Annotated in this window: 14 protein-coding genes; 11 read left to right on the top strand and 3 right to left on the bottom strand. The window is 60.2% G+C overall.

The window, feature by feature from the left end; genetic code table 11:
- Positions 1-25 precede the first annotated feature (25 nt).
- The 7 genes from HPY65_01350 to HPY65_01320 all read left to right on the top strand — a co-directional run bounded on the left by HPY65_01350 (position 26) and on the right by HPY65_01320 (position 9,535).
- Positions 26-1,534, top strand: a complete 1,509-nt coding sequence (locus tag HPY65_01350; GenBank protein NPU83103.1) for a PAS domain S-box protein — start codon at positions 26-28, stop codon at positions 1,532-1,534.
- Positions 1,531-2,199 carry a response regulator transcription factor gene (locus HPY65_01345; GenBank protein ID NPU83102.1) on the top strand — a complete coding sequence of 223 codons (669 nt, stop codon included), beginning with the start codon at positions 1,531-1,533 and terminating at the stop codon, positions 2,197-2,199. Before HPY65_01350 ends, HPY65_01345 begins: the two co-directional genes overlap by 4 nt.
- 127 nt (positions 2,200-2,326) lie before the next feature.
- On the top strand, positions 2,327-3,637 hold the full coding sequence (locus tag HPY65_01340) for a GntP family permease (GenBank protein NPU83101.1): 1,311 nt from the start codon (positions 2,327-2,329) through the stop codon (positions 3,635-3,637).
- Between the two features lie 25 nt (positions 3,638-3,662).
- Positions 3,663-4,631 carry a 3-hydroxyacyl-CoA dehydrogenase family protein gene (locus HPY65_01335; protein NPU83100.1) on the top strand — a complete coding sequence of 323 codons (969 nt, stop codon included), beginning with the start codon at positions 3,663-3,665 and terminating at the stop codon, positions 4,629-4,631.
- Between the two features lie 227 nt (positions 4,632-4,858).
- Entirely contained in the window at positions 4,859-5,878 is a 1,020-nt protein-coding gene (locus HPY65_01330) for a 2-dehydropantoate 2-reductase (GenBank protein ID NPU83099.1), read from the top strand.
- 49 nt (positions 5,879-5,927) lie between these two features.
- The gene (locus HPY65_01325) at positions 5,928-6,851 is read left to right on the top strand and encodes a 3-keto-5-aminohexanoate cleavage protein (GenBank protein ID NPU83098.1); all 924 of its coding nucleotides are present in this window, start codon (positions 5,928-5,930) and stop codon (positions 6,849-6,851) included.
- A gap of 485 nt (positions 6,852-7,336) precedes the next feature.
- Entirely contained in the window at positions 7,337-9,535 is a 2,199-nt protein-coding gene (locus HPY65_01320) for a CoA-binding protein (GenBank protein NPU83097.1), read from the top strand.
- 25 nt (positions 9,536-9,560) lie between these two features.
- On the opposite strand, the gene HPY65_01315 is transcribed toward HPY65_01320, so the two are convergent.
- From HPY65_01315 to amt, 3 genes are all read right to left on the bottom strand, one after another.
- Positions 9,561-10,079 (bottom strand): GNAT family N-acetyltransferase, encoded by a 519-nt coding sequence (locus HPY65_01315; GenBank protein ID NPU83096.1) that lies wholly within the window; start codon positions 10,077-10,079, stop codon positions 9,561-9,563.
- A 94-nt stretch (positions 10,080-10,173) separates the two neighbouring features.
- Positions 10,174-10,515: a P-II family nitrogen regulator gene (locus tag HPY65_01310; protein ID NPU83095.1), complete on the bottom strand. Its 342-nt coding sequence runs from the start codon at positions 10,513-10,515 to the stop codon at positions 10,174-10,176.
- Positions 10,516-10,561: 46 nt separating this feature from the next.
- Entirely contained in the window at positions 10,562-12,022 is a 1,461-nt protein-coding gene (amt, locus tag HPY65_01305) for an ammonium transporter (protein ID NPU83094.1), read from the bottom strand.
- Between the two features lie 760 nt (positions 12,023-12,782).
- Between amt and HPY65_01300 the strand changes: the two genes are divergently transcribed.
- From HPY65_01300 to HPY65_01285, 4 genes are all read left to right on the top strand, one after another.
- Positions 12,783-14,993, top strand: a complete 2,211-nt coding sequence (locus tag HPY65_01300; GenBank protein NPU83093.1) for a TonB-dependent receptor — start codon at positions 12,783-12,785, stop codon at positions 14,991-14,993.
- A 72-nt stretch (positions 14,994-15,065) separates the two neighbouring features.
- The gene (locus tag HPY65_01295; protein ID NPU83092.1) at positions 15,066-16,436 is read left to right on the top strand and encodes an ATP-binding cassette domain-containing protein; all 1,371 of its coding nucleotides are present in this window, start codon (positions 15,066-15,068) and stop codon (positions 16,434-16,436) included.
- Positions 16,420-17,211, top strand: coding sequence for an energy-coupling factor transporter transmembrane protein EcfT (locus HPY65_01290; GenBank protein ID NPU83091.1), 792 nt, complete (start codon positions 16,420-16,422; stop codon positions 17,209-17,211). Before HPY65_01295 ends, HPY65_01290 begins: the two co-directional genes overlap by 17 nt.
- Positions 17,208-17,828 (top strand): hypothetical protein, encoded by a 621-nt coding sequence (locus HPY65_01285; protein ID NPU83090.1) that lies wholly within the window; start codon positions 17,208-17,210, stop codon positions 17,826-17,828. Before HPY65_01290 ends, HPY65_01285 begins: the two co-directional genes overlap by 4 nt.
- Positions 17,829-17,887 lie beyond the last annotated feature (59 nt).

The raw sequence follows: 17,887 nt of genomic DNA, 5'->3' as shown, positions 1-17,887 counted from the left end.
CAACGAACAGGAAAGGTCGCTTGTCATGAATTCGCCGATTGAGCCGTCTGCAGAGGATCGGATTGCCGGGCTGGAAGAAAAGCTGAAGGCCTGCCGGCGGGAACTGAAAGCCCTCCGCGAGTCGGAACGGAAGTACCGACATCTTTTTGAACACTCTCCGGCCATGGTCAACCTGACCGACCTCGACGGGATTATCCTCGACATCAACGACTCGGGTGTCCGCATGCTCGGATACGATTCCCGGGAAGAGATGATCGGTCTCGACTCGACGAAGTCCCTGTATACGGATCCGAAAAGCCGCCTCCGGTTCAAAGAGGTGATGGGCCGGCACGGGTCTGTCCGGGAATTCGAAACGGAGATGCGACGGAAGGACGGGACCGTCATCGACGTCCACATCACCTCGGCAATCCGGCGGAACAAGCAGGGAGAACCCGAGGGATACGAGGGATTTGTCGTGGACGTGACGGACAGGAAGCGGGCCGAGCGAGAGCTCCAGGAGTCCGAGGAGAAGTATCGAACCGTGGTGGAAAACTCCATCGCCGGGATCAACGTTCATCAGAACGGCATCTTTCGCTATGTGAACCAGCGGCTCATCGACATGCTGGGTTACGATTCTCCCGACGAAATCGTCGGCAGGCAGTTCTGGGAGGTGATTCATCCGGCGGATCGGGACATGGTGAAAAAGAGGGGGATCAAACGCCAGAAAATCTCCTTCTCACCCGCCCAGTACATCTTCCGGGCGCTCCAAAAGGATGGTTCGATCATCTGGGTCGAGCTCTGGGCCAGCCCCGCCATCTATCAGGGGAGGCCTGCCGTCGTGGCCATTGTCATCGACATCACGAGCCGCAAAGAAGCGGAGGAAAAAATCCATCTCCTGTCCCGGCGCCTGATCGACGTCATGGAAGAGGAAAGCCGGCGCCTCGCGGCGGATCTCCACGACGAGTTCGGCCAGTCTCTCACGTCCCTGCATTTCGGCCTGGAGGCGCTGGAGACCTCCCTCGGTGACAGCGGCGGAGACAGCAAGGAGCGGTGCCGGACGCTTGTCCGCCGGGTGGAGCAACTGGCCGACCAGGTACGGAAGACCACCGCCCGCCTGAGGCCGGACGTGCTGGATCACATGGGCCTCATTCCGACCCTGGAGTGGCACATCCAGGATTTCCTCAGCCATCGCGAAGGACTGGACATCCAGTTCCAGGCAACGGGATTCAAGCGACGCCTCGGGGGTGCGGCCGAGATCGTCCTGTACCGAATCTTCCAGGAGTCCCTCACCAACATCGCCAAGCACGCCCAGGCAAAAAATGTTAAGATCCTCCTGACCCACAGCCACCCGAAAACGATTCTTGTCATCCGGGACGACGGCGTTGGATTCGTGACGGCCGAAGAAGGCCTTCCCGGCGGAAGGCCCAGGGGAATCGGCCTTTTGAGCATGCAGGAACGGGTGGCCTCCCTGGGCGGAACCATCGATATCACCTCCGCCCCCGGTCGGGGAACAACCGTCAGGGTGGAAATACCCGAGGAGGGAGGCGCCGTATGAGAAAGATCCGCATCCTGATCGCCGACGATCATGCCATTATCCGGGAAGGACTGCACCAGTTGCTCAATGCGCAGCCCGATATGGAAGTCGTCGGTGAGGCCGAAGACGGTTGCCAGGCCCTGGAATTTGCGAAATCCCATCATCCCGACGTCATCGTGCTGGACATCGGCATGCCCGGACTCAGCGGCCTGGACGTGATCAGCCTGATCCGGGAGACCCTGCCCTCCGCCCGGATGGTCGTCCTGTCCATGCATGCCAAGGAAAGCTACGTCCACCAGGCCCTGGCCTCCGGAGCCATCGGCTATGTCCTGAAGGCGTCACCAAGCACGGACATCATCGAGGCGATCCGGGCGGCCCATCGGGGAGAATACTTCCTCAGCTCCAAGATCCGGGCGGATGTCATCGGCAGCTACGTGCGGAGTCGTGAAAAGACGCCCGCCCCCAAGGGCTACGAGCTCCTGACGGAGCGGGAACAGCAGGTATTTCGCCTCGTCGTGGAGGGGAACTCGACGGCCCGGATCGCCGATATCCTGTGTGTCAGCGCCAAGACGGTGGAAAAGCACCGTGCCAGCGTCATGAGCAAGCTGGGCATCCACGACCGGCTTGAACTCCTGAAATACGCCATCAAGATCGGGATCGCCGACCCGGACCTCTGGGAAGGATAGCCGGTCCGTCCATTTTCCATCGAATGGGGGACGATCCCTTCGAAATGGGGGTCGTCCCCCATTGTTCTTTCCTGTCCATCTCTCCTAAAACGGATGCCAGAGAAATACAAAGAAAGGAGAGATGGAAATGGATCCTAGTACCCTCAGCATCATCGGCATTGTTCTATCCCTGGCATTCATCGTTGTCTTTGCCCTCCGGGGATGGCACATCATCATCCTGGCCCCTCTGGCTGTTGTTTTCGTCGCGGTCTTTTCCGGCCTGGACATTCTTCCCACCCTGTTAGGCCCATACATGAAGGGCTTCGTCAGTTACGCGGGGAAATTCTACCTCATCTTCCTGATGGGGTCCCTCTTCGGCAAGGTCATGGAGGACAGCGGTGCTGCCCGGGCCATCGCCGAGGGAATCCTGAAGGTCGTCGGCCGGGGGAACCCGATGAACGGCGTCATGGCCATCGCCCTGATCGGCATCGCCCTGACCTACGGCGGCGTGAGCCTCTTCGTCGTCATCTTCGCCCTCATCCCCATCGGCCGCCCCATCTTCAAGGAACTGGACCTTCCGTGGCACCTCTTCGTGATCCCCTATGCCTTCAGCATCGGCTCGATCACCATGACCATGATGCCCGGTTCTCCCCAGATCCTGAACATCATGCCGACCAAGTACATGGCCTCGTCCACTATGTCGGCCCCTCTGCTGGGCATCCTGGGTGCGATTGTCGTGGCGGCTTTCAACGTCTTCTACTTCAAGTATCAGCTCAAGAAAGCCAAGGCGCGCGGTGAAGGCTACGTGGCCCCGAGCGGCATCGGCGTCGTGGCCGGCGAAGTGGTCGCCATGGAAAAGCTTCCCAATGTGTTCCTGAGCATCGTTCCCATGATCGTCGTCGTCATCATGCTGAATGCCTTCAAGCTCGACGCCGTATGGGCACTGCTGGGCGGCGTCGCCTTCTGCATCGTCTTCTTCTGGAAGTACTTCAAGAACCTCCCGGAGACCCTGAACAAGGGTGCCGTAAACACCGTCATCCCGATCGTGAACACCTGCGCGGACGTCGGGTACGGAATGGCCATCGCGGCCACGGCCGGATTCAAGGTCATCGCCGGCTGGCTCCTCACCCTGCCGATGCATCCCATCGTCTCCCTGGCGATCGCCACGAACATGATGGCCGGCATCACCGGTTCGGCCTCCGGCGGTCTGGGCATCATTCTGGAGACCCTGGCGCCGAAGTACCTGGCCCTCGGCCTCTCCCCCGACCTGATTCACCGGGTTGCCACCATGTCGGCGGGCTGCTTCGACGCCCTGCCGCACAACGGCGTGGTCATCACCTTCCTGGCCGTCACCGGTCTGACCCACATGAACGGTTACAAGCATATCTGGTGGGGCCACATCGTGGCGACGATCATCGCCCTCCTGATCGTGATCCCCCTGGGCATCATGATCTACTAAGAGGAGCCGGATCGCGGAGGAAATCATGAACGTCAAGGACATCAAGAAAACAGCCGTACTGGGCGGAGGAGGGATGATCGGATCCTGCTGGGCCCTGAATTTCCTGTGGAAGGGCTACCCCGCCCACATATTCGACATCAACGAAGAGGCCCTTCAGAACGCCCGGAACCGGATCGCGGCGGGCTTCGATTTCCTGGTGAAACGGAACATCCTGACGGCGGACAAGGCGCACGTTGCCATGGGTCTCGCCAAATACACGACCGATCTGGCAGAGGCCGTGGCGGACGTCCAGTTCATCCAGGAGGCGTCCCCGGAACGATACGAAGTGAAACAGGCCCTGCTGGCCGAGGTGGACCGCCATGCCCCGGCGGAGGCGATTTTTGCCTCCAGCACGTCGGGTCTCCTGATCACGGAGATCGCCAAGGGATCGGCCCACCCGGAGCGCTGTCTCGGGGCCCATCCCTACAATCCTCCCCACCTGATCCCCCTCGTGGAGATAGGGAAGGGAGAAAAGACGTCCGAGGCGGCCGTCGAGACTGCTGTCGCCTTTTACAAGGCCCTCGGCAAGGAGCCCGTCGTCCTCCGGAAGGAGGCCCTGGGGTTCATCGCCAACCGCCTTTCCGTGGCCCTTTACCGGGAAGCGGTGGACTTGGTGGTCCGCGGCGTGTGCTCCGTGGAGGACGTGGACAAGTGCGTGACCTTCGGGCCCGGTCTCCGTTACGGGCTCATGGGACCCAACATGATCTATCACCTGGCCGGGGGACCCTTCGGTCTCAAAGGAGTCATGCACCATATCGGTCCCACCGTGGAGTGGTGGTGGGAAGACATGGCAGACTGGAAAAAGTGGCCGGAAAACTGGCTGGATGCAGCCCACGAGGGTGTGCTCCAGGAAATGGCGAATAGGCCGCCGGAACAGGGTCGGACCAGCGAGGATATCGCCCGCTGGCGGGATGACGGACTTCTGGCCCTGCTCAAGTTCCACGGCAAGCTGTAAAGCATCGTAGCAAGAACCGCCTGTTCCGAATCATGCCCCGGCGCGTCGGCAACAGGTAAAAAAAGAACGAGTCCGGGATACGGCCTTCCTCGGGGCCGCTGCGAGGCGACCCCAGGGGGCCGTTCCAGCGGACCGGGAGGATAGCCCCTGATCTCAAGAGACATTGAGGGATCAGTCATCCTACACAATCATGCCTGCCGAAAAGCAGGAGATAGCGAGGTGTCGACATGAAAGTGGCAATATTGGGAGCAGGGTCCCTGGGAACCATCTCCGGGGCGCTGATTACGAAAAACGGGGGAGACGTTGTTCTTATCGACGCCAACAAAGAACACGTCGAGGCCCTGAACAAGAACGGAGCGACCATTGCAGGCAAGATGGACCTCACCGTGCCCGTCAAGGCCATCACGCCGGACGCGATGTCGGGCACGTATGACCTGGTCCTGTACCTGGTCAAGCAGACATACAACGAATCGGCCTTGAAGGCCCTCGTTCCGCATCTTCACAAGGACAGCATCGTATGCACGCTCCAGAACGGGGTACCCGAGGAAGCCGTGGCGGCCCATGTCGGGCGCGAGAAGGTCATGGGCTGCGCCGTCGGCTGGGGCGCCACATGGCTTCGCCCCGGCGTGTCGGAGTTGACGTCCGAATCGGATAAGATGACCCTGGACCTGGGGGAACTGGACGGAACGATCAAGGATCGAACTAAGGCCGTGGCGGCCGTGCTTGAGAAGATCTGCCCGACGGAGATCACGACCAACCTACCGGGCATCCGGTGGTCGAAACTTCTCATCAACGCCACCCTGAGCGGCATGTCCGCTTCCCTGGGCTGCACGTTCGGAGACGTTCTCGACAATGAAAAAGCCCTGGCCTGCGTTGCGCTGATCGGCAACGAGACCATCGCCGTCACCCGAAAGCTGGGCGTGACCCTGGAGAAGATCCAGGGAGCGGACCTGAACATCCTGGCCTTCCAGACCCAGGCCGAAATGGTGGCACGCGCCGGGATCTACAAGATGGTCTTCGGTCCCCACCGGCTTCTGAAGGCCAGCATGCTCCAGGACATCGAGAAGGGTCTGAAGACGGAAATCGACGCCATCAACGGCGTTGTCTGTGAAAACGGCCGGAAGACGGGCGTGCCGACGCCGATCAACGACACGGTCGTATCCACCGTCAAGGGAATCGAACAGGGAAAATACAAGGCGGAATTCGGGAATCTGTCCTTGTTTCAACTGACGCAGCTGCCCGAGTAGAAGCGTTTGCGCCATAGAGTCTGCAAATGAAGGAAAGGAGTCTCAAAACATGAAAGAAAAAGCGGTCATTACCTGCGCCATCACGGGCAGCATCCACACCCCGACCATGTCGGACTACCTCCCCATCACGCCCCAGCAGATCGCCGACGAGGCCGTCCGGGCCTACGAGGCAGGGGCGGCGGTGGTCCACGTTCACGCCCGTAATCCGGAAAACGGGCTTCCTTCCCCGGACATCAACCTGATGAAGGAAATCATCACCAGCATCAAGAGCCGCTGCAACGCCGTCGTCTGCATCACGACCGGCGGCGGAGCCGGCATGACCCTGGAACAGCGGGTTGCCCCGGTTACGGCATACAAGCCCGAGCTGGCCTCCTGCAACGCCGGGTCCATGAACTGGGGACTCTTCCCGATGGTGACTCGCTACAAGGAGTGGAAGCACGAGTGGGAGAAGGTGATGCTGGGCATGACGGAAGACTTCATCTTCACCAATACCTTCAAGACCCTGAGGGAGTACTGCGCGGTCTTCAGCGAAAACAACACGAAGCCCGAGTTCGAGATCTACGACGCGGGCATGGTGAACAACGTGGCTTTCCTGATCCAGGCCGGCTACATCAAGAAGCCCGTCTACATCCAGTTCGTCCTGGGCATCCTGGGCGGGCTCTCGGCGAGCCCCGAGAACCTGATGTTCCTCGTGGAGCACGCGAAGCGGCACATCGGCGAGTTCGAGTTCTCCGTGTGCGTGGCCGGCCGGGCCCAGGTTCCCATCTGCACGCAGTCGCTGCTCCTGGGCGGGAACTGCCGGGTGGGCCTGGAGGACAACCTCTGGCTGGAGAAGGGCAGGATGGCGCAGAGCAACGCCGAGCAGGTGGCCAAGATGGTCCGGGTCACCAAGGAACTCGGCATCGAGCCGGCGACACCGGATGAAGCCCGCCGGATCCTGGGCCTCAAGGGCATTGCCAACGTGAACTATTGATCCCTCCTTTGGAGGGGGCCGGTTGATAGCCTGGCCGGCTCCCTCCCCCCCTCGTACGGTATCGGTCTTGCCGTCCCGTCCCTCCGGAGCGGACTCTCTCCCTGAAAACCGGAACGGTTTTGCGGTGCAGACCGGTAACCCGTCATTTCCTCCACATCCCGACCCTGCTTATCGGCCTTCATGCCGCAGTTGTTCGGCATACGGACAGATCCTCGCGGTAACGGATCGATCCGCTGATAAAACAAATGTAACGGGTCATGGAAGACAGAGCCCGTGCGACCGGGGCATCTCGCAGTCCCGCGGTCTGAGAACAGGGGCATGGTCAGGCACAACTCCCGTGATCAGGCGGGCGAAAGAAAGATTGCACACCGGCCGGAAAATGAATAATGATCCAATGCTATCTGTCTTTTAGAACCGTGCCAAAACGTTGTCCGGCACGCATCGGAGCAGGGATTCCAATAAGGATGCAGAAACAGGAGAACAGAATGGATCAGAAGCAGATTGAAACGGCAAAAAAGGAAGGCCGGAAGGCCTTGACGGAGGCGGAGGCAAAACAGGTCCTGCGCCGTTACGGCATACCCGTTGTGGAAGAATCGGTCGCCGCCGATCCGGAGGATGCGGTTCGGCAGGCTCAGCAATATGGATTTCCCATTGTCCTCAAGGGATTGGGGGCCAGACTGACGCATAAAACGGAGCGGGGGCTCGTCCGCCTGAACCTTGGAAACAAGCGCGATGTCCTGTCGGCAGCGAAGGCCATCGCCCGCTCGGCGGGGGATGACCTGGAGGGATATCTCGTTCAGCCGATGATCCGGGGGCGCCGGGAATTCGTGGCGGGCCTGTTCTGCGACCCGCAGTTCGGCCCCATCGTCATGTTCGGCCTCGGCGGGATCTTCACGGAGGCCCTGGGGGACGTCGTATTCCGCCTTACCCCCCTGGACGAAGCCGAGGCCGGACGGATGATCGACGAGATCCGTTCCTCGAAGCTGCTGGGCGCTTTCCGGGGAGACTCTCCGGCCCGGAGGGAAGACATCGTCCGAACGCTCGTCGGTCTGTCCCGCCTGGCGGAGGATGTGGCCGATATTGCGGAGGTCGACATCAATCCCCTGGTGATCGGGGCCGACGGCCGGGTGACCGCGGTGGACGCGCTGATCATCCTCGGCGACCGGCCCGCGGGAAAGACCACCCATCATCCCGTGGATCCGAGGGAGCTGGAAAAGATTTTCTATCCCCGTTCCATCGCCCTGATCGGTGCGTCGCCCCAGATCGGGAAATGGGGCAACATGCTTTTCTCGAACGTTCTGGCCGGCGGTTACAGGGGAGAGGTTTATCCTGTCAATCAAAGGGGAGGGGAGATTGCCGGCCGGAAGGTGTACCGGAACGTCATGGAAATCCAGGGGGAGGTCGATCTCGGCGTCGTCACGATTCCGGCGGCCCATGTCTCCGCCCTGATTCCCGAATTCAAGGCGAAGGGAATCCGGCACATGCTCCTGATCACGTCTGGCTTCGGGGAATTGGGCGCCGAGGGCCGCCAAGCCGAAGCGGACCTCGTGAAAGCCGCCGCGGAGGCGGGCGTCACGATCCTCGGTCCCAACACGATGGGCATCTGCAACCCCCATGCAAAGTTTTTCTGTATCGGAACTTCATGCTGGCCGAAGCCCGGGCCGGTCGGCCTGGTCTCGCAGTCCGGCAACATGGGGATCCAGCTCCTGGATTTTGCCGAGGCGGAAGGGATCGGCATCCGCGCCTTCTGCGGATCCGGGAACGAGGCCATGATCACCATCGAAGACTACCTTCGGACCTTTGAAGTCGACGACATTACGAAAACGGTCGTCCTCTACGTCGAAAGCACCAAGGACGGACGGCGGTTCTATTCGACGGCCCGGCAGGTTTCCAGGAAAAAACCCGTCGTTGTTCTCAAGGGCGGCCGGACCGCGGCGGGCAGCAGGGCGGCGGCCAGCCATACGGGGGCCATGGCGTCCAACATCCGGATTTTCAATACAGCCTGCAGGCAGGCCGGCGTGGTTCTGGCCGATCAGCCGATGGATCTCCTGGATCTGTCGGCTGCCTTCTCCTCTCTGCCCCTGCCCAGGGGCAAGAGGGTGGCCATCATGACCCTGGGAGGCGGGTGGGGCGTCGTGGCAACGGACGTCTGCGTCGAGATGGGCCTGGAGGTCCCTCACCTGACGCCGGACGTCATCGCCCGGATTGACGGGATCCTTCCGCCGTACTGGAGCCGTGAGAACCCCGTCGATCTCGTCGGTGAATTCGAGCCCTCGCTGCCCGGGAAAATCCTGGAAGCCCTCATCGCATGGGATCAATGCGATGCCGTCATCCATCTGGGCGTCGTCGGGAGAACCCGGATGGTCCTCAAATCACTTGATGCAGCCCGCGCCTCCGGGCAGGCCATCGAACAGGTTTTCTACGATGAGGGGGAGAAACTGTATAATGGGGCCGAAGAGGAATTTTTCGCCTTCAGCGCGAGGATGATGGAAAAATACGGGAAACCGGTCCTGGGCGTGTTCCTGGACGACGAGAAAAGCAAGACCGTCCGAGAGGTGGAGGGCAGTCCCTACAAAGGCATCGCCTTCCTGACGCCGGAGCGTGCCGTCAAGACCCTGGCCCGGATGGTGGACTACGAGGAGTGGCTGAGGAAAGAAAATGCCCGGTCAGTGGACGGAGCGTGAATCGAGGCGTGTCCTTCCGGGCGGGTCATGAGAAATCCGGGTTCATGACGTCCAGTTTTCCGTAAAACGCCGTCATGCGGCTTTTCAGCAGGCCTGCCTGCCGGTAAAACCGGAATGCCCGGGCGTTTGCCGAGGCGACGACGAGTTGAACGCGGCGCGCGCCGCGTTCAGACCCCCAGGCGAGGACGTTTTCCAGGAGCTTCGACCCGACCCCTTTCCGGCGGAATCCGGCAGTGACATACATGTCCTCCAGCAGGATCGAATATCCGCCGATGGACGTCGAGACGACGATCTGGGCCGCGGCCATGCCGACGACAACTCCGTCGGCCTCGGCAACGAAAACGACCGCTGCGCCGGGATTCGCAAGGAGCAGAAGCAGTCCCGCCCGGTGACTCTCGGCGTCCGTCGCAAAATCCGTTTCCATCGTGAAGAGATCCCGGAGAAATATTACCAGCATCTCGACATCCCGAGGCTCTCCCCGTCGAATGCGGATTCTCGTCATGCTTGCGGATCCGGTAAAATGAACCAGGCTGGCGATGCTCATGGCATGCGCTTCATGATGCATGGGTGAAACGGGCGGGAGACCCCGTTCCCAGGGTCTCCCCTTGTAGACAAGGAATCATTGCCGGCCTGCGGTCTTAACCGATCGCATCGGTGCCCGACTCTCCCGTTCGCACACGGATGCATTCCTCCAGGGGCACCACGAAGATCTTGCCATCCCCGATCTTCCCCGTGCGTGCGCCCCGGATGATTGCGTCCACGGCGGGTTTGACGAACTCGTCGTTTACGGCAATCTCGAAGCGGACCTTGTCCAGAAGATTGACCTCGGTAAAGATGCCGCGATAGGATTCGGTATGTCCGCCCTGCGATCCGCAGCCGATCACATTGGAGACAGTCATTTTCCCCACTTTGGCCTCAGAAAGGGCCTGTTTGACATCCGTCAGCTTTTCCGGCTGTACGATTGCGACGATCAGTTTCATCATCATTCTCCTTTTTCAATAAACAGGGTCTTCCCTGCAGCGGTTCCTACTTCGTCAGGAATCCCTGGAAATCAGGGTAGGCCTTCGTGCCGTGCTCGCCGAGATCCAGTCCGGTGATCTCCTCCTCGCGGGAGACCCTCAGGCCTGCCACCTGCTTGATGACAAACCATACAATGAGCGAAGCGATGAAAGTAAAGGCGCCGACTGCCGCGACGCCTGCAGCCTGGGCGCCGAGGAGCTTGAAGCCGCCGCCGAAGAAAAGGCCGTTCCCCGTGGCCGTTCCCGTAATCTTGTCGACCGCGAACAGACCGACCGCCAGGGTTCCCCAGATGCCGTTGACCAGGTGAACGGAGAGGGCGCCGACGGGATCGTCGATCCTGATCCGGTCGAACATCATGACGGCCAGGACCACGAGCACGCCGGCGATCAGGCCGATGATCGCAGCCGAGCCGACGCTGACAAAGGCGCAGGGAGCGGTGATGGCCACCAGGCCGGCCAGCGCCCCGTTGATGATCATGGAGAGATCCGGTTTTTTCTGGATCATCCACGATGTTGCGGCTGAACTGAGGATCGCCATCGCGGCGGCGGTGTTGGTGGTGACGGCGATATGCGCGATGGCGCTGCCGTCGCCCACGCCCATGGTGGAGCCGGGATTGAATCCGAACCAGCCGAACCACAGGACGAGCCCGCCGAGGGTGGCCATGGACATGTTGTGTCCGAAGATCGGATGGATGGAGCCGTCTTTGCGATACTTGCCGATCCGGGATCCCAGGAGCAGCACGCCTGCAAGGGCCGCCCAGCCGCCGACGGAATGGACGACCGTGGAGCCGGCGAAGTCAAACATTCCCAGGGACGCGAGGAAACCGCCTCCCCAGATCCAGTGGCCGGTGATAGGATACAGGATGCCCACCAGCAGGAAGGAGAAGAAGATGAAGGAATGGAATTTGATCCGCTCCGCAACGGCCCCCGACACGATGGTCGCCGCGGTGCCGGCGAAAACGAGCTGGAAGAAGAATTTCGCCCACAACGGCACGCCGGTCCAGTTGATCGCCGCGTAGACGCCCCTGTAGGCATCTCCGATGGCAGGGCTGTTGTCGGCCCCGCCGACAAAGAAGAGCCCCTCCAGACCCGCAAAGGGGTTGCCGTTTCCGAACATGAGCCCCCAGCCGACCACCCAGAAGGCGGCCGAGGAAATGGCGAAGACGATGAAGTTTTTCGCCAGGATGTTCACCGTGTTCTTGGCGCGGCAAAGTCCCGATTCCACCATGGCGAACCCCAGGTTCATAAAGAAGACCAGAAAGGCCGTGAAGAGCACCCACGTGGTGTCGATGCCCACCTGGAGGGAACCTTTCAGCGCATCCAGGGCTTCCTGCGTTACGGCTTTTGCCGGAGCAGCCACCGTGGCGGCATCTGCGACTGTCGCCCCCGCCGGTCCCGTCACCACCTCTTCGGCAAAGACCGGCATATTCAATAAGATGAAAATGAATCCGATCAGAACGATCAGCATGCTGACAGACTTTTTCATGGAACACCTCCCGTTCACGCTGCTTTTTCAAATACGGAAAAATGCTGTTTCTGTCCGATAAACTGTCTAAATTGGAATAGAGCGTATTGAATGAAACGGCCGCTGTCCGATGCCCGGAAACGGATTATCCGAATCCTGCGTATGTGCGATGCGCCTTCATCGTGTGTCCTCCTTGATAAGTATTGAGTGACTGATCACCCGAATCGTGGCAATGCTCTTTGACCGATCCTTTGCCAGCGGCGTGCCATGATCGCAACATTGCGAAATAAGGATTGAATGTTACTTCAGCAAAAAACGAATGGAACAATAGAGTATCATGCAAGGAACGGAATCCCTTCGTCTCTCCTGCCTAGGGCCAATCTTCTCTTTTCGCCCTCAAGTTATAAGTATTAGATATAGTGAAGGGAATCGCGAATGGACGGGCCGGTGAAACAGGTCTGCGGTTCAATATTGTCCGTTTCGTTCGTTTGTGTTCAAAAAGAGATTATGGAAAGCCCTATCCCGGATTATTTGCGCGATGTGCCCCTCAAAGCACGAACAGACAGAGTATAGGGTATGTCCTGACATCGTCCGTAACCGTAACAACAATCAAATCGTATCTCACTAATAACATAAAGAAATACATCGTATTTTAATCTCGAAAACGTGATTTCGGTTGACATGTAAGCGAAGCGTGCTATCAGACACCGTTATGTAATACGTAACACTTGTGAATGGATCCCATGGAAAGGAACAACGACACATGAACCGGGTCTGTCGAATCAGGTACTGGGGACCAATCGTAATCTTGTTGCTGCTGAAACTTCCCGGATTTGCGGCCGAGCGGACCATCCCCGGGACGGTCCGTCTGGAAGAAGTGGTCGTGACGGCCACGCGAATGGAGCAGGATGCGTCGCGGTCGCCGGCGGCCGTCAGCGTCGTCAAGAAGGATGAAATGTCGCAACGGGGCGTGAAAACCCTCGATCAGGCAGTGAATGAACTGCCCGGCGTCTTCAATCGACGTGGCAAGAGCTTCATGGATACCCAGGCGGCCGTCACCCTCCGGGGGATTCCCGACCAGAAGCGGACCCTGGTTCTGCTGGACGGCATCACCCTCAACGATCCGCGGGTGGGAACGGTCAATTTCGGAGGCCTGGTGCCCGAGGATTTGGAGCGAATCGAGGTGGCCCGAGGGGCGTTTTCGAGCCTCTACGGAGGCAATGCCATGGGCGGTGTGGTCCAGTACCTGACGAAGTGGCCGGACAAGCGGGAGGTTATCCTGAAGACCGGTTACGGCACCGCCTGGAACAGCGGCGAGGCGCCGACGGACCTCTGGCGGTCCTATGCCTCCTACGGCGACCACATCGGGAAATGGCGATGGTTCCTGAGCCTCGGAAACGAGAGGACCAACGGGTACGTGACCGACTACAATCTGGTCTCGACGAGGCCTACAGCGGGCATCTCCGGCTGGATCGTGACTACCAGCAACAAAGGCGAAACCCGGTATCTCATCGGAGACCGGGGCGACAACAACTGGACCGATTACCACGGCACGGCGAAGTTGCGGTATGAATTCACACCCGATTCGAAGCTGCAGGCACAGTTTATACGCACCAGCTTCGACTACAATGCGGACAATCCCCATTCCTATGTCGTGAACGGCAGCGGCATTCCCGTTTATTCCTATACCGGAGCCAAGGCAGCGACGTTTCTCTCCGGTTACGGCCACCGGGCGCAGAACCTCTACAATGTGACCTGGGAACAGGCTCTTGGTCCCGTGGAGGGAAAGCTCTCCCTCGGAATGAACGACCAGAGCGACGCCTGGTATGTATCCGTGAGTTCTTCCTCGTCCGCAACGATGAACGGCGGACCGGGCACCAAAGCGGAAACGCCCTCCCAAGGCTATAACGCGGACCTTCAGTTCGCAATTCCCATCCTCCAGAGGCACAAGGTGACCGTCGGCGGCGCCTATAAATATGCAACGGCGACAACAAAAGAGTACGCCATGACAAACTGGGGAGACAACAGCAGCACGACCAACCTGACCTACGAATCCAAAGGCCGGGATCGGACCTATGCCCTCTTTCTCCAGGGAGAAGTGAATCTTCTCGATAGCCTGACCCTTTACGCCGGTTTTCGGGAGGACTGGTGGGAGACCATCGACGGCTACGCAAATTCCGTGGGCAATGCCGGCTATCCAAAGAATTATGCCTCCCGCAGCGATTCCGCCTTCAGCCCCAAGGGCTCCATCGCCTACCGCCCCATTTCCGGGACGGTGCTGCGGCTCTCCGCCGGAAAATCGTTCCGTGCACCGACCGTCTATGAACTCTATCGCTCCTACACCTCGGGCACGAGCACCTATCAATACAATCCCTGTCTGTCTCCTGAGAAAGTCTTTTCCTGGGATGCGGGGGTGGAGCAGCGTCTCTGGAAGGGAGCCGTCTTCAAGGCGACCTATTTCGAAAATTACATGACGGACCTGATTTACCAGAGGACCGTCGGAACAAACACCTATCAGTATGACAACGCAGGAAAAGCGAAGGGAACGGGCATCGAAATGGAACTTGAACAGCGCCTGGACAAGGGATTCAGGATCTTCACTAATTACACCTATACGGATTCCAGGATCACGGAGAACGTCGCCAATCCGAACAGTGTGGGCAAGCAGATACCCCAGGTTCCGCGCCAGACTTTCAACGCCGGGGCCGCCGCCAAGCTTGGAATATTCGACCTCTCCCTGACGGGCAGGTACGTGGCGCAGCGGTTTTCCAGTGACGACAACAGCGATACGTCCGATAGCGGGTACGGTTCCCGGGAGTCCTACTTCACCGCCGACGGGAAAGTATCCTGCCGGGTTCTGTCCTGGGCCACGATCTCCCTTTCGGTGGAGAACATCCTGAACAGGACGTATTACGACTATTACCGGGCACCGGGGCGCTGGTGGTTTGCCGAGGTTGCCCTGCATTTCGAGTGAGACTGTTCGTGCGGTCGAAACAACCGGCATTCATCCAATGCGGGATTCCGGGACGGTGAACGGGAGGATCCATTGGCGATGATCTCCGTCGAATCCTTCAGTTTCCGTTATCCGGGATCGGAAATCCCGGCCTTGCAGGACGTCAGCCTCCGGATCGAGCCGGGCGAGGCGGTACTGGTCCGCGGGAGATCCGGGTCCGGGAAGTCGACGCTCCTGTACTGCCTCAACGGGCTTGTCCCTCACGTCTTTGCCGGAGAGAGCTCGGGAGCGGTAAGGATCGGCGGTTTTTCCCCGTCCGAGACGCCTCTCCGGGAGATCGCCCGCACGGTGGGTACAGTCTTCCAGAACCCGGAGAGCCAGATTTTCATGATGCGGGTGGAGGACGACGTGTCCTTCGGCTGCGAGAACCTCCTGCTGTCCCGGGAGCAGATCCTTCATCGCCGGGATCAGGCCCTCCGTTCGATGGGGCTCTGGGACCTGCGGAGACGGGAGACCTTCAAGCTTTCCGGGGGGCAGAAACAGCGCCTGGCGATCAGCTCCATCTATGCCATGGGGCCGCAAGTGTTCCTTTTCGATGAACCGACAACGGACCTGGATGCGGCGGGAAGGCTGGATTTTTTCGGCATCGTCCGGAGCCTGAAGGAGGAGGGGAAGACCGTTGTCCTGGTGGAGCATCAGTATGAAGAAGCCCTGCCCCTGATGGACCGGGTCGTGACGCTGGAAAACGGACGGATCTCCGGGAACGGAGAGACTGGCGATATCCCGGTCCTGGGAAGGAAGGTCGGCCCGTCGACTGCTCCGGCGGTCCTTGCCCTTGAGGGCGTCGATTTTCGTTATGGCGGGGGAGGGGAGGTGCTGGCCGGGCTGAGCGTCGAGATCATGCGCGGGGAGGTCGTCGCCCTGCTGGGCGACAACGGCAGCGGCAAAACGACCCTTCTGAAGATCCTGGGGGGACTCCTTCAGCCCAAACGCGGAAAGATCACCGTTCTGGGAATGCCCGGGCCGAAACTGGAATCGCTGGTGGGGCGCGTGGGATTTCTCTTCCAGAATCCGGACGAACAGCTTTTCGCGGGATCGGTCGAAGAGGAGATCGCCTTCGGGCCCGCCCGGCTCGGCAGAAAAGCGGACGTGGCCTATTATCTCGACATTGCCGGACTGCGCGCCTTCCGCAAACGCCATCCCCAGACCCTCTCCCGGGGGCAGAGGCAGATCCTGGCCGTGGTTTCCGTCATGGCCATGGGACCGGAGATTCTCCTCCTCGACGAGCCGACAACCGGTCTGGACGACCGGAGCTGGCACAGGCTCTTTTCCCTCATCTTCCAGTATGCCGGGGACGGCGGGACGGTCGTCTTTACGACGCACAATGAAAAGGCGGCCGCCGTGGCCGAACGCCGGATCATCCTGCGGGACGGCGGGGCGGAAAACGATGAAGTATCTGGATAGGGAGACCTTTCTGCACCATCTGGATCCGCGGGCCAAGATTGTTCTGGGCCTGCTGGGGGCCGTCATGATCGTCGCGCTCCGGACGCCGTTCGGTCTTTTTCTCCTGTTCGCGATGCTCCTGGGAGCCTTCGGGCTGCTCCGGCCGGCCCGGGGAACCGTCCGCACGACGGCCGTACTCATGGCGACGGCCCTGTGCTTCACCATGATCTCCCAGGGGTTCTTTTACGGCCTCGAGCCCCGGACTGCCATCCTGACAATTGTGGCCCCCGATTCGGGTCTCCTCGGTAGAATCACTGGAGGGATCGCCATTTACCGAGAAGGTTTACTGTACGGGGCGCTGCAGAGCCTCAGGCTGTTTTCGGCCATGCTCCTGAGCGCCGTCATCGTCATGTCCACGTATCCGTCCGATCTGCTGCTCGGCATGGAGAGGCTGGGCGTGCCCGGGCGGATCGGATTCCTGGTCACGGTCAGCATCCGTTTCCTTCCCGCCCTGATCGACGAGGCGAACCGCATCCTGCTGGCCCAGAAGCTGCGCGGGCTCGACCTGAAGGGCGTGCGGGGGGGATTCCGGGCCTGCCGCTACCTCCTGCCGCCGCTGATCATCGACAGCCTGAGAAACGCCCGGCGCATCGCCCTTGCCGCCGAGGTCCGGGCTTTCACGGGTAAGAAGACGCTGGTGCGGGAGTTGAGCTTTTCCCTGCGGGACTGGCTCGTTCTCGGTTTTTCCACGACGGGAATGGTCCTGCTCGTTATGTTCCAGGGGGCCTTCTCATGAACCTTTACATCGGCTCGCTGATCCTCGTTACCGTCCTGGGCGCCGTCCTTTTCCACATCCTGTGGACGCGCAGGGCGGTTCCGTCTTTCAGCATCCAGGACCTGGTTACTGCGGCCCTGTTCTGCAGCCTCCTCTACATCGCCATCCTGCCGTTCAAGTTCGGCCTGAGCCGGGTTCCCCTGATCCAGTCGTTCTTCTTTTCCATACCCTACACGGCTACGCTGTTCATCGGCATCCGTCTCATTCCCAGGGCGGGAACGGCCACCCTGATCATCTGCGGGCACAGCCTCCTGGCCCAGACGATCTCCAGCGGCATCAATCCTCTGTGGTGGCCCTACGCGCTCCTAGCAAGCTTCATCCTGGAGCTCTATTTCCTTGCCACCGGGAATTACCTGGGCTCCATGAAAAACGCGCTGGGGGCGGGATTTCTGCGTGGGCTGACGGTCTATCTCTACTTCTACTGCTTCTCCGCCCCTTTCATCTGGCACCAGTTCTTCGCGCCCTGGTACATCGCCGTCCAGACGGCCCAGGGGATCGCGGGATCCATGATCGGTGCCTCCCTGGGCCTGTATCTCAGTAAGCCCATCATCAGCGCCACCCGCTACGGGGGAATATGATGAACGTCAAGGAGCGCGGCCGTCCGAAGCCGCAGAACCGCCATGCAAGAAAGGACTGA

This window comes from Syntrophaceae bacterium (assembly GCA_013177825.1).
GTDB lineage: Bacteria > Desulfobacterota > Syntrophia > Syntrophales > PHBD01 > PHBD01.
This window is presented reverse-complemented; position numbering and strand designations above follow the sequence as displayed.

Excerpts from the sequence above, each read along its gene's own strand:
- HPY65_01330 (NPU83099.1), top strand. The coding sequence starts at position 4,859 with ATGAAAGTGGCAATATTGGGAGCAGGGTCCCTGGGAACCATCTCCGGG.
- HPY65_01310 (NPU83095.1), bottom strand. The coding sequence starts at position 10,515 with ATGAAACTGATCGTCGCAATCGTACAGCCGGAAAAGCTGACGGATGTC.
- HPY65_01290 (NPU83091.1), top strand. The coding sequence starts at position 16,420 with ATGAAGTATCTGGATAGGGAGACCTTTCTGCACCATCTGGATCCGCGG.
- HPY65_01315 (NPU83096.1), bottom strand. The coding sequence starts at position 10,079 with ATGAGCATCGCCAGCCTGGTTCATTTTACCGGATCCGCAAGCATGACG.
- HPY65_01335 (NPU83100.1), top strand. The coding sequence starts at position 3,663 with ATGAACGTCAAGGACATCAAGAAAACAGCCGTACTGGGCGGAGGAGGG.
- HPY65_01350 (NPU83103.1), top strand. The coding sequence starts at position 26 with ATGAATTCGCCGATTGAGCCGTCTGCAGAGGATCGGATTGCCGGGCTG.
- HPY65_01340 (NPU83101.1), top strand. The coding sequence starts at position 2,327 with ATGGATCCTAGTACCCTCAGCATCATCGGCATTGTTCTATCCCTGGCA.
- amt (NPU83094.1), bottom strand. The coding sequence starts at position 12,022 with ATGCTGATCGTTCTGATCGGATTCATTTTCATCTTATTGAATATGCCG.
- HPY65_01345 (NPU83102.1), top strand. The coding sequence starts at position 1,531 with ATGAGAAAGATCCGCATCCTGATCGCCGACGATCATGCCATTATCCGG.
- HPY65_01320 (NPU83097.1), top strand. The coding sequence starts at position 7,337 with ATGGATCAGAAGCAGATTGAAACGGCAAAAAAGGAAGGCCGGAAGGCC.
- HPY65_01325 (NPU83098.1), top strand. The coding sequence starts at position 5,928 with ATGAAAGAAAAAGCGGTCATTACCTGCGCCATCACGGGCAGCATCCAC.
- HPY65_01300 (NPU83093.1), top strand. The coding sequence starts at position 12,783 with ATGAACCGGGTCTGTCGAATCAGGTACTGGGGACCAATCGTAATCTTG.
- HPY65_01285 (NPU83090.1), top strand. The coding sequence starts at position 17,208 with ATGAACCTTTACATCGGCTCGCTGATCCTCGTTACCGTCCTGGGCGCC.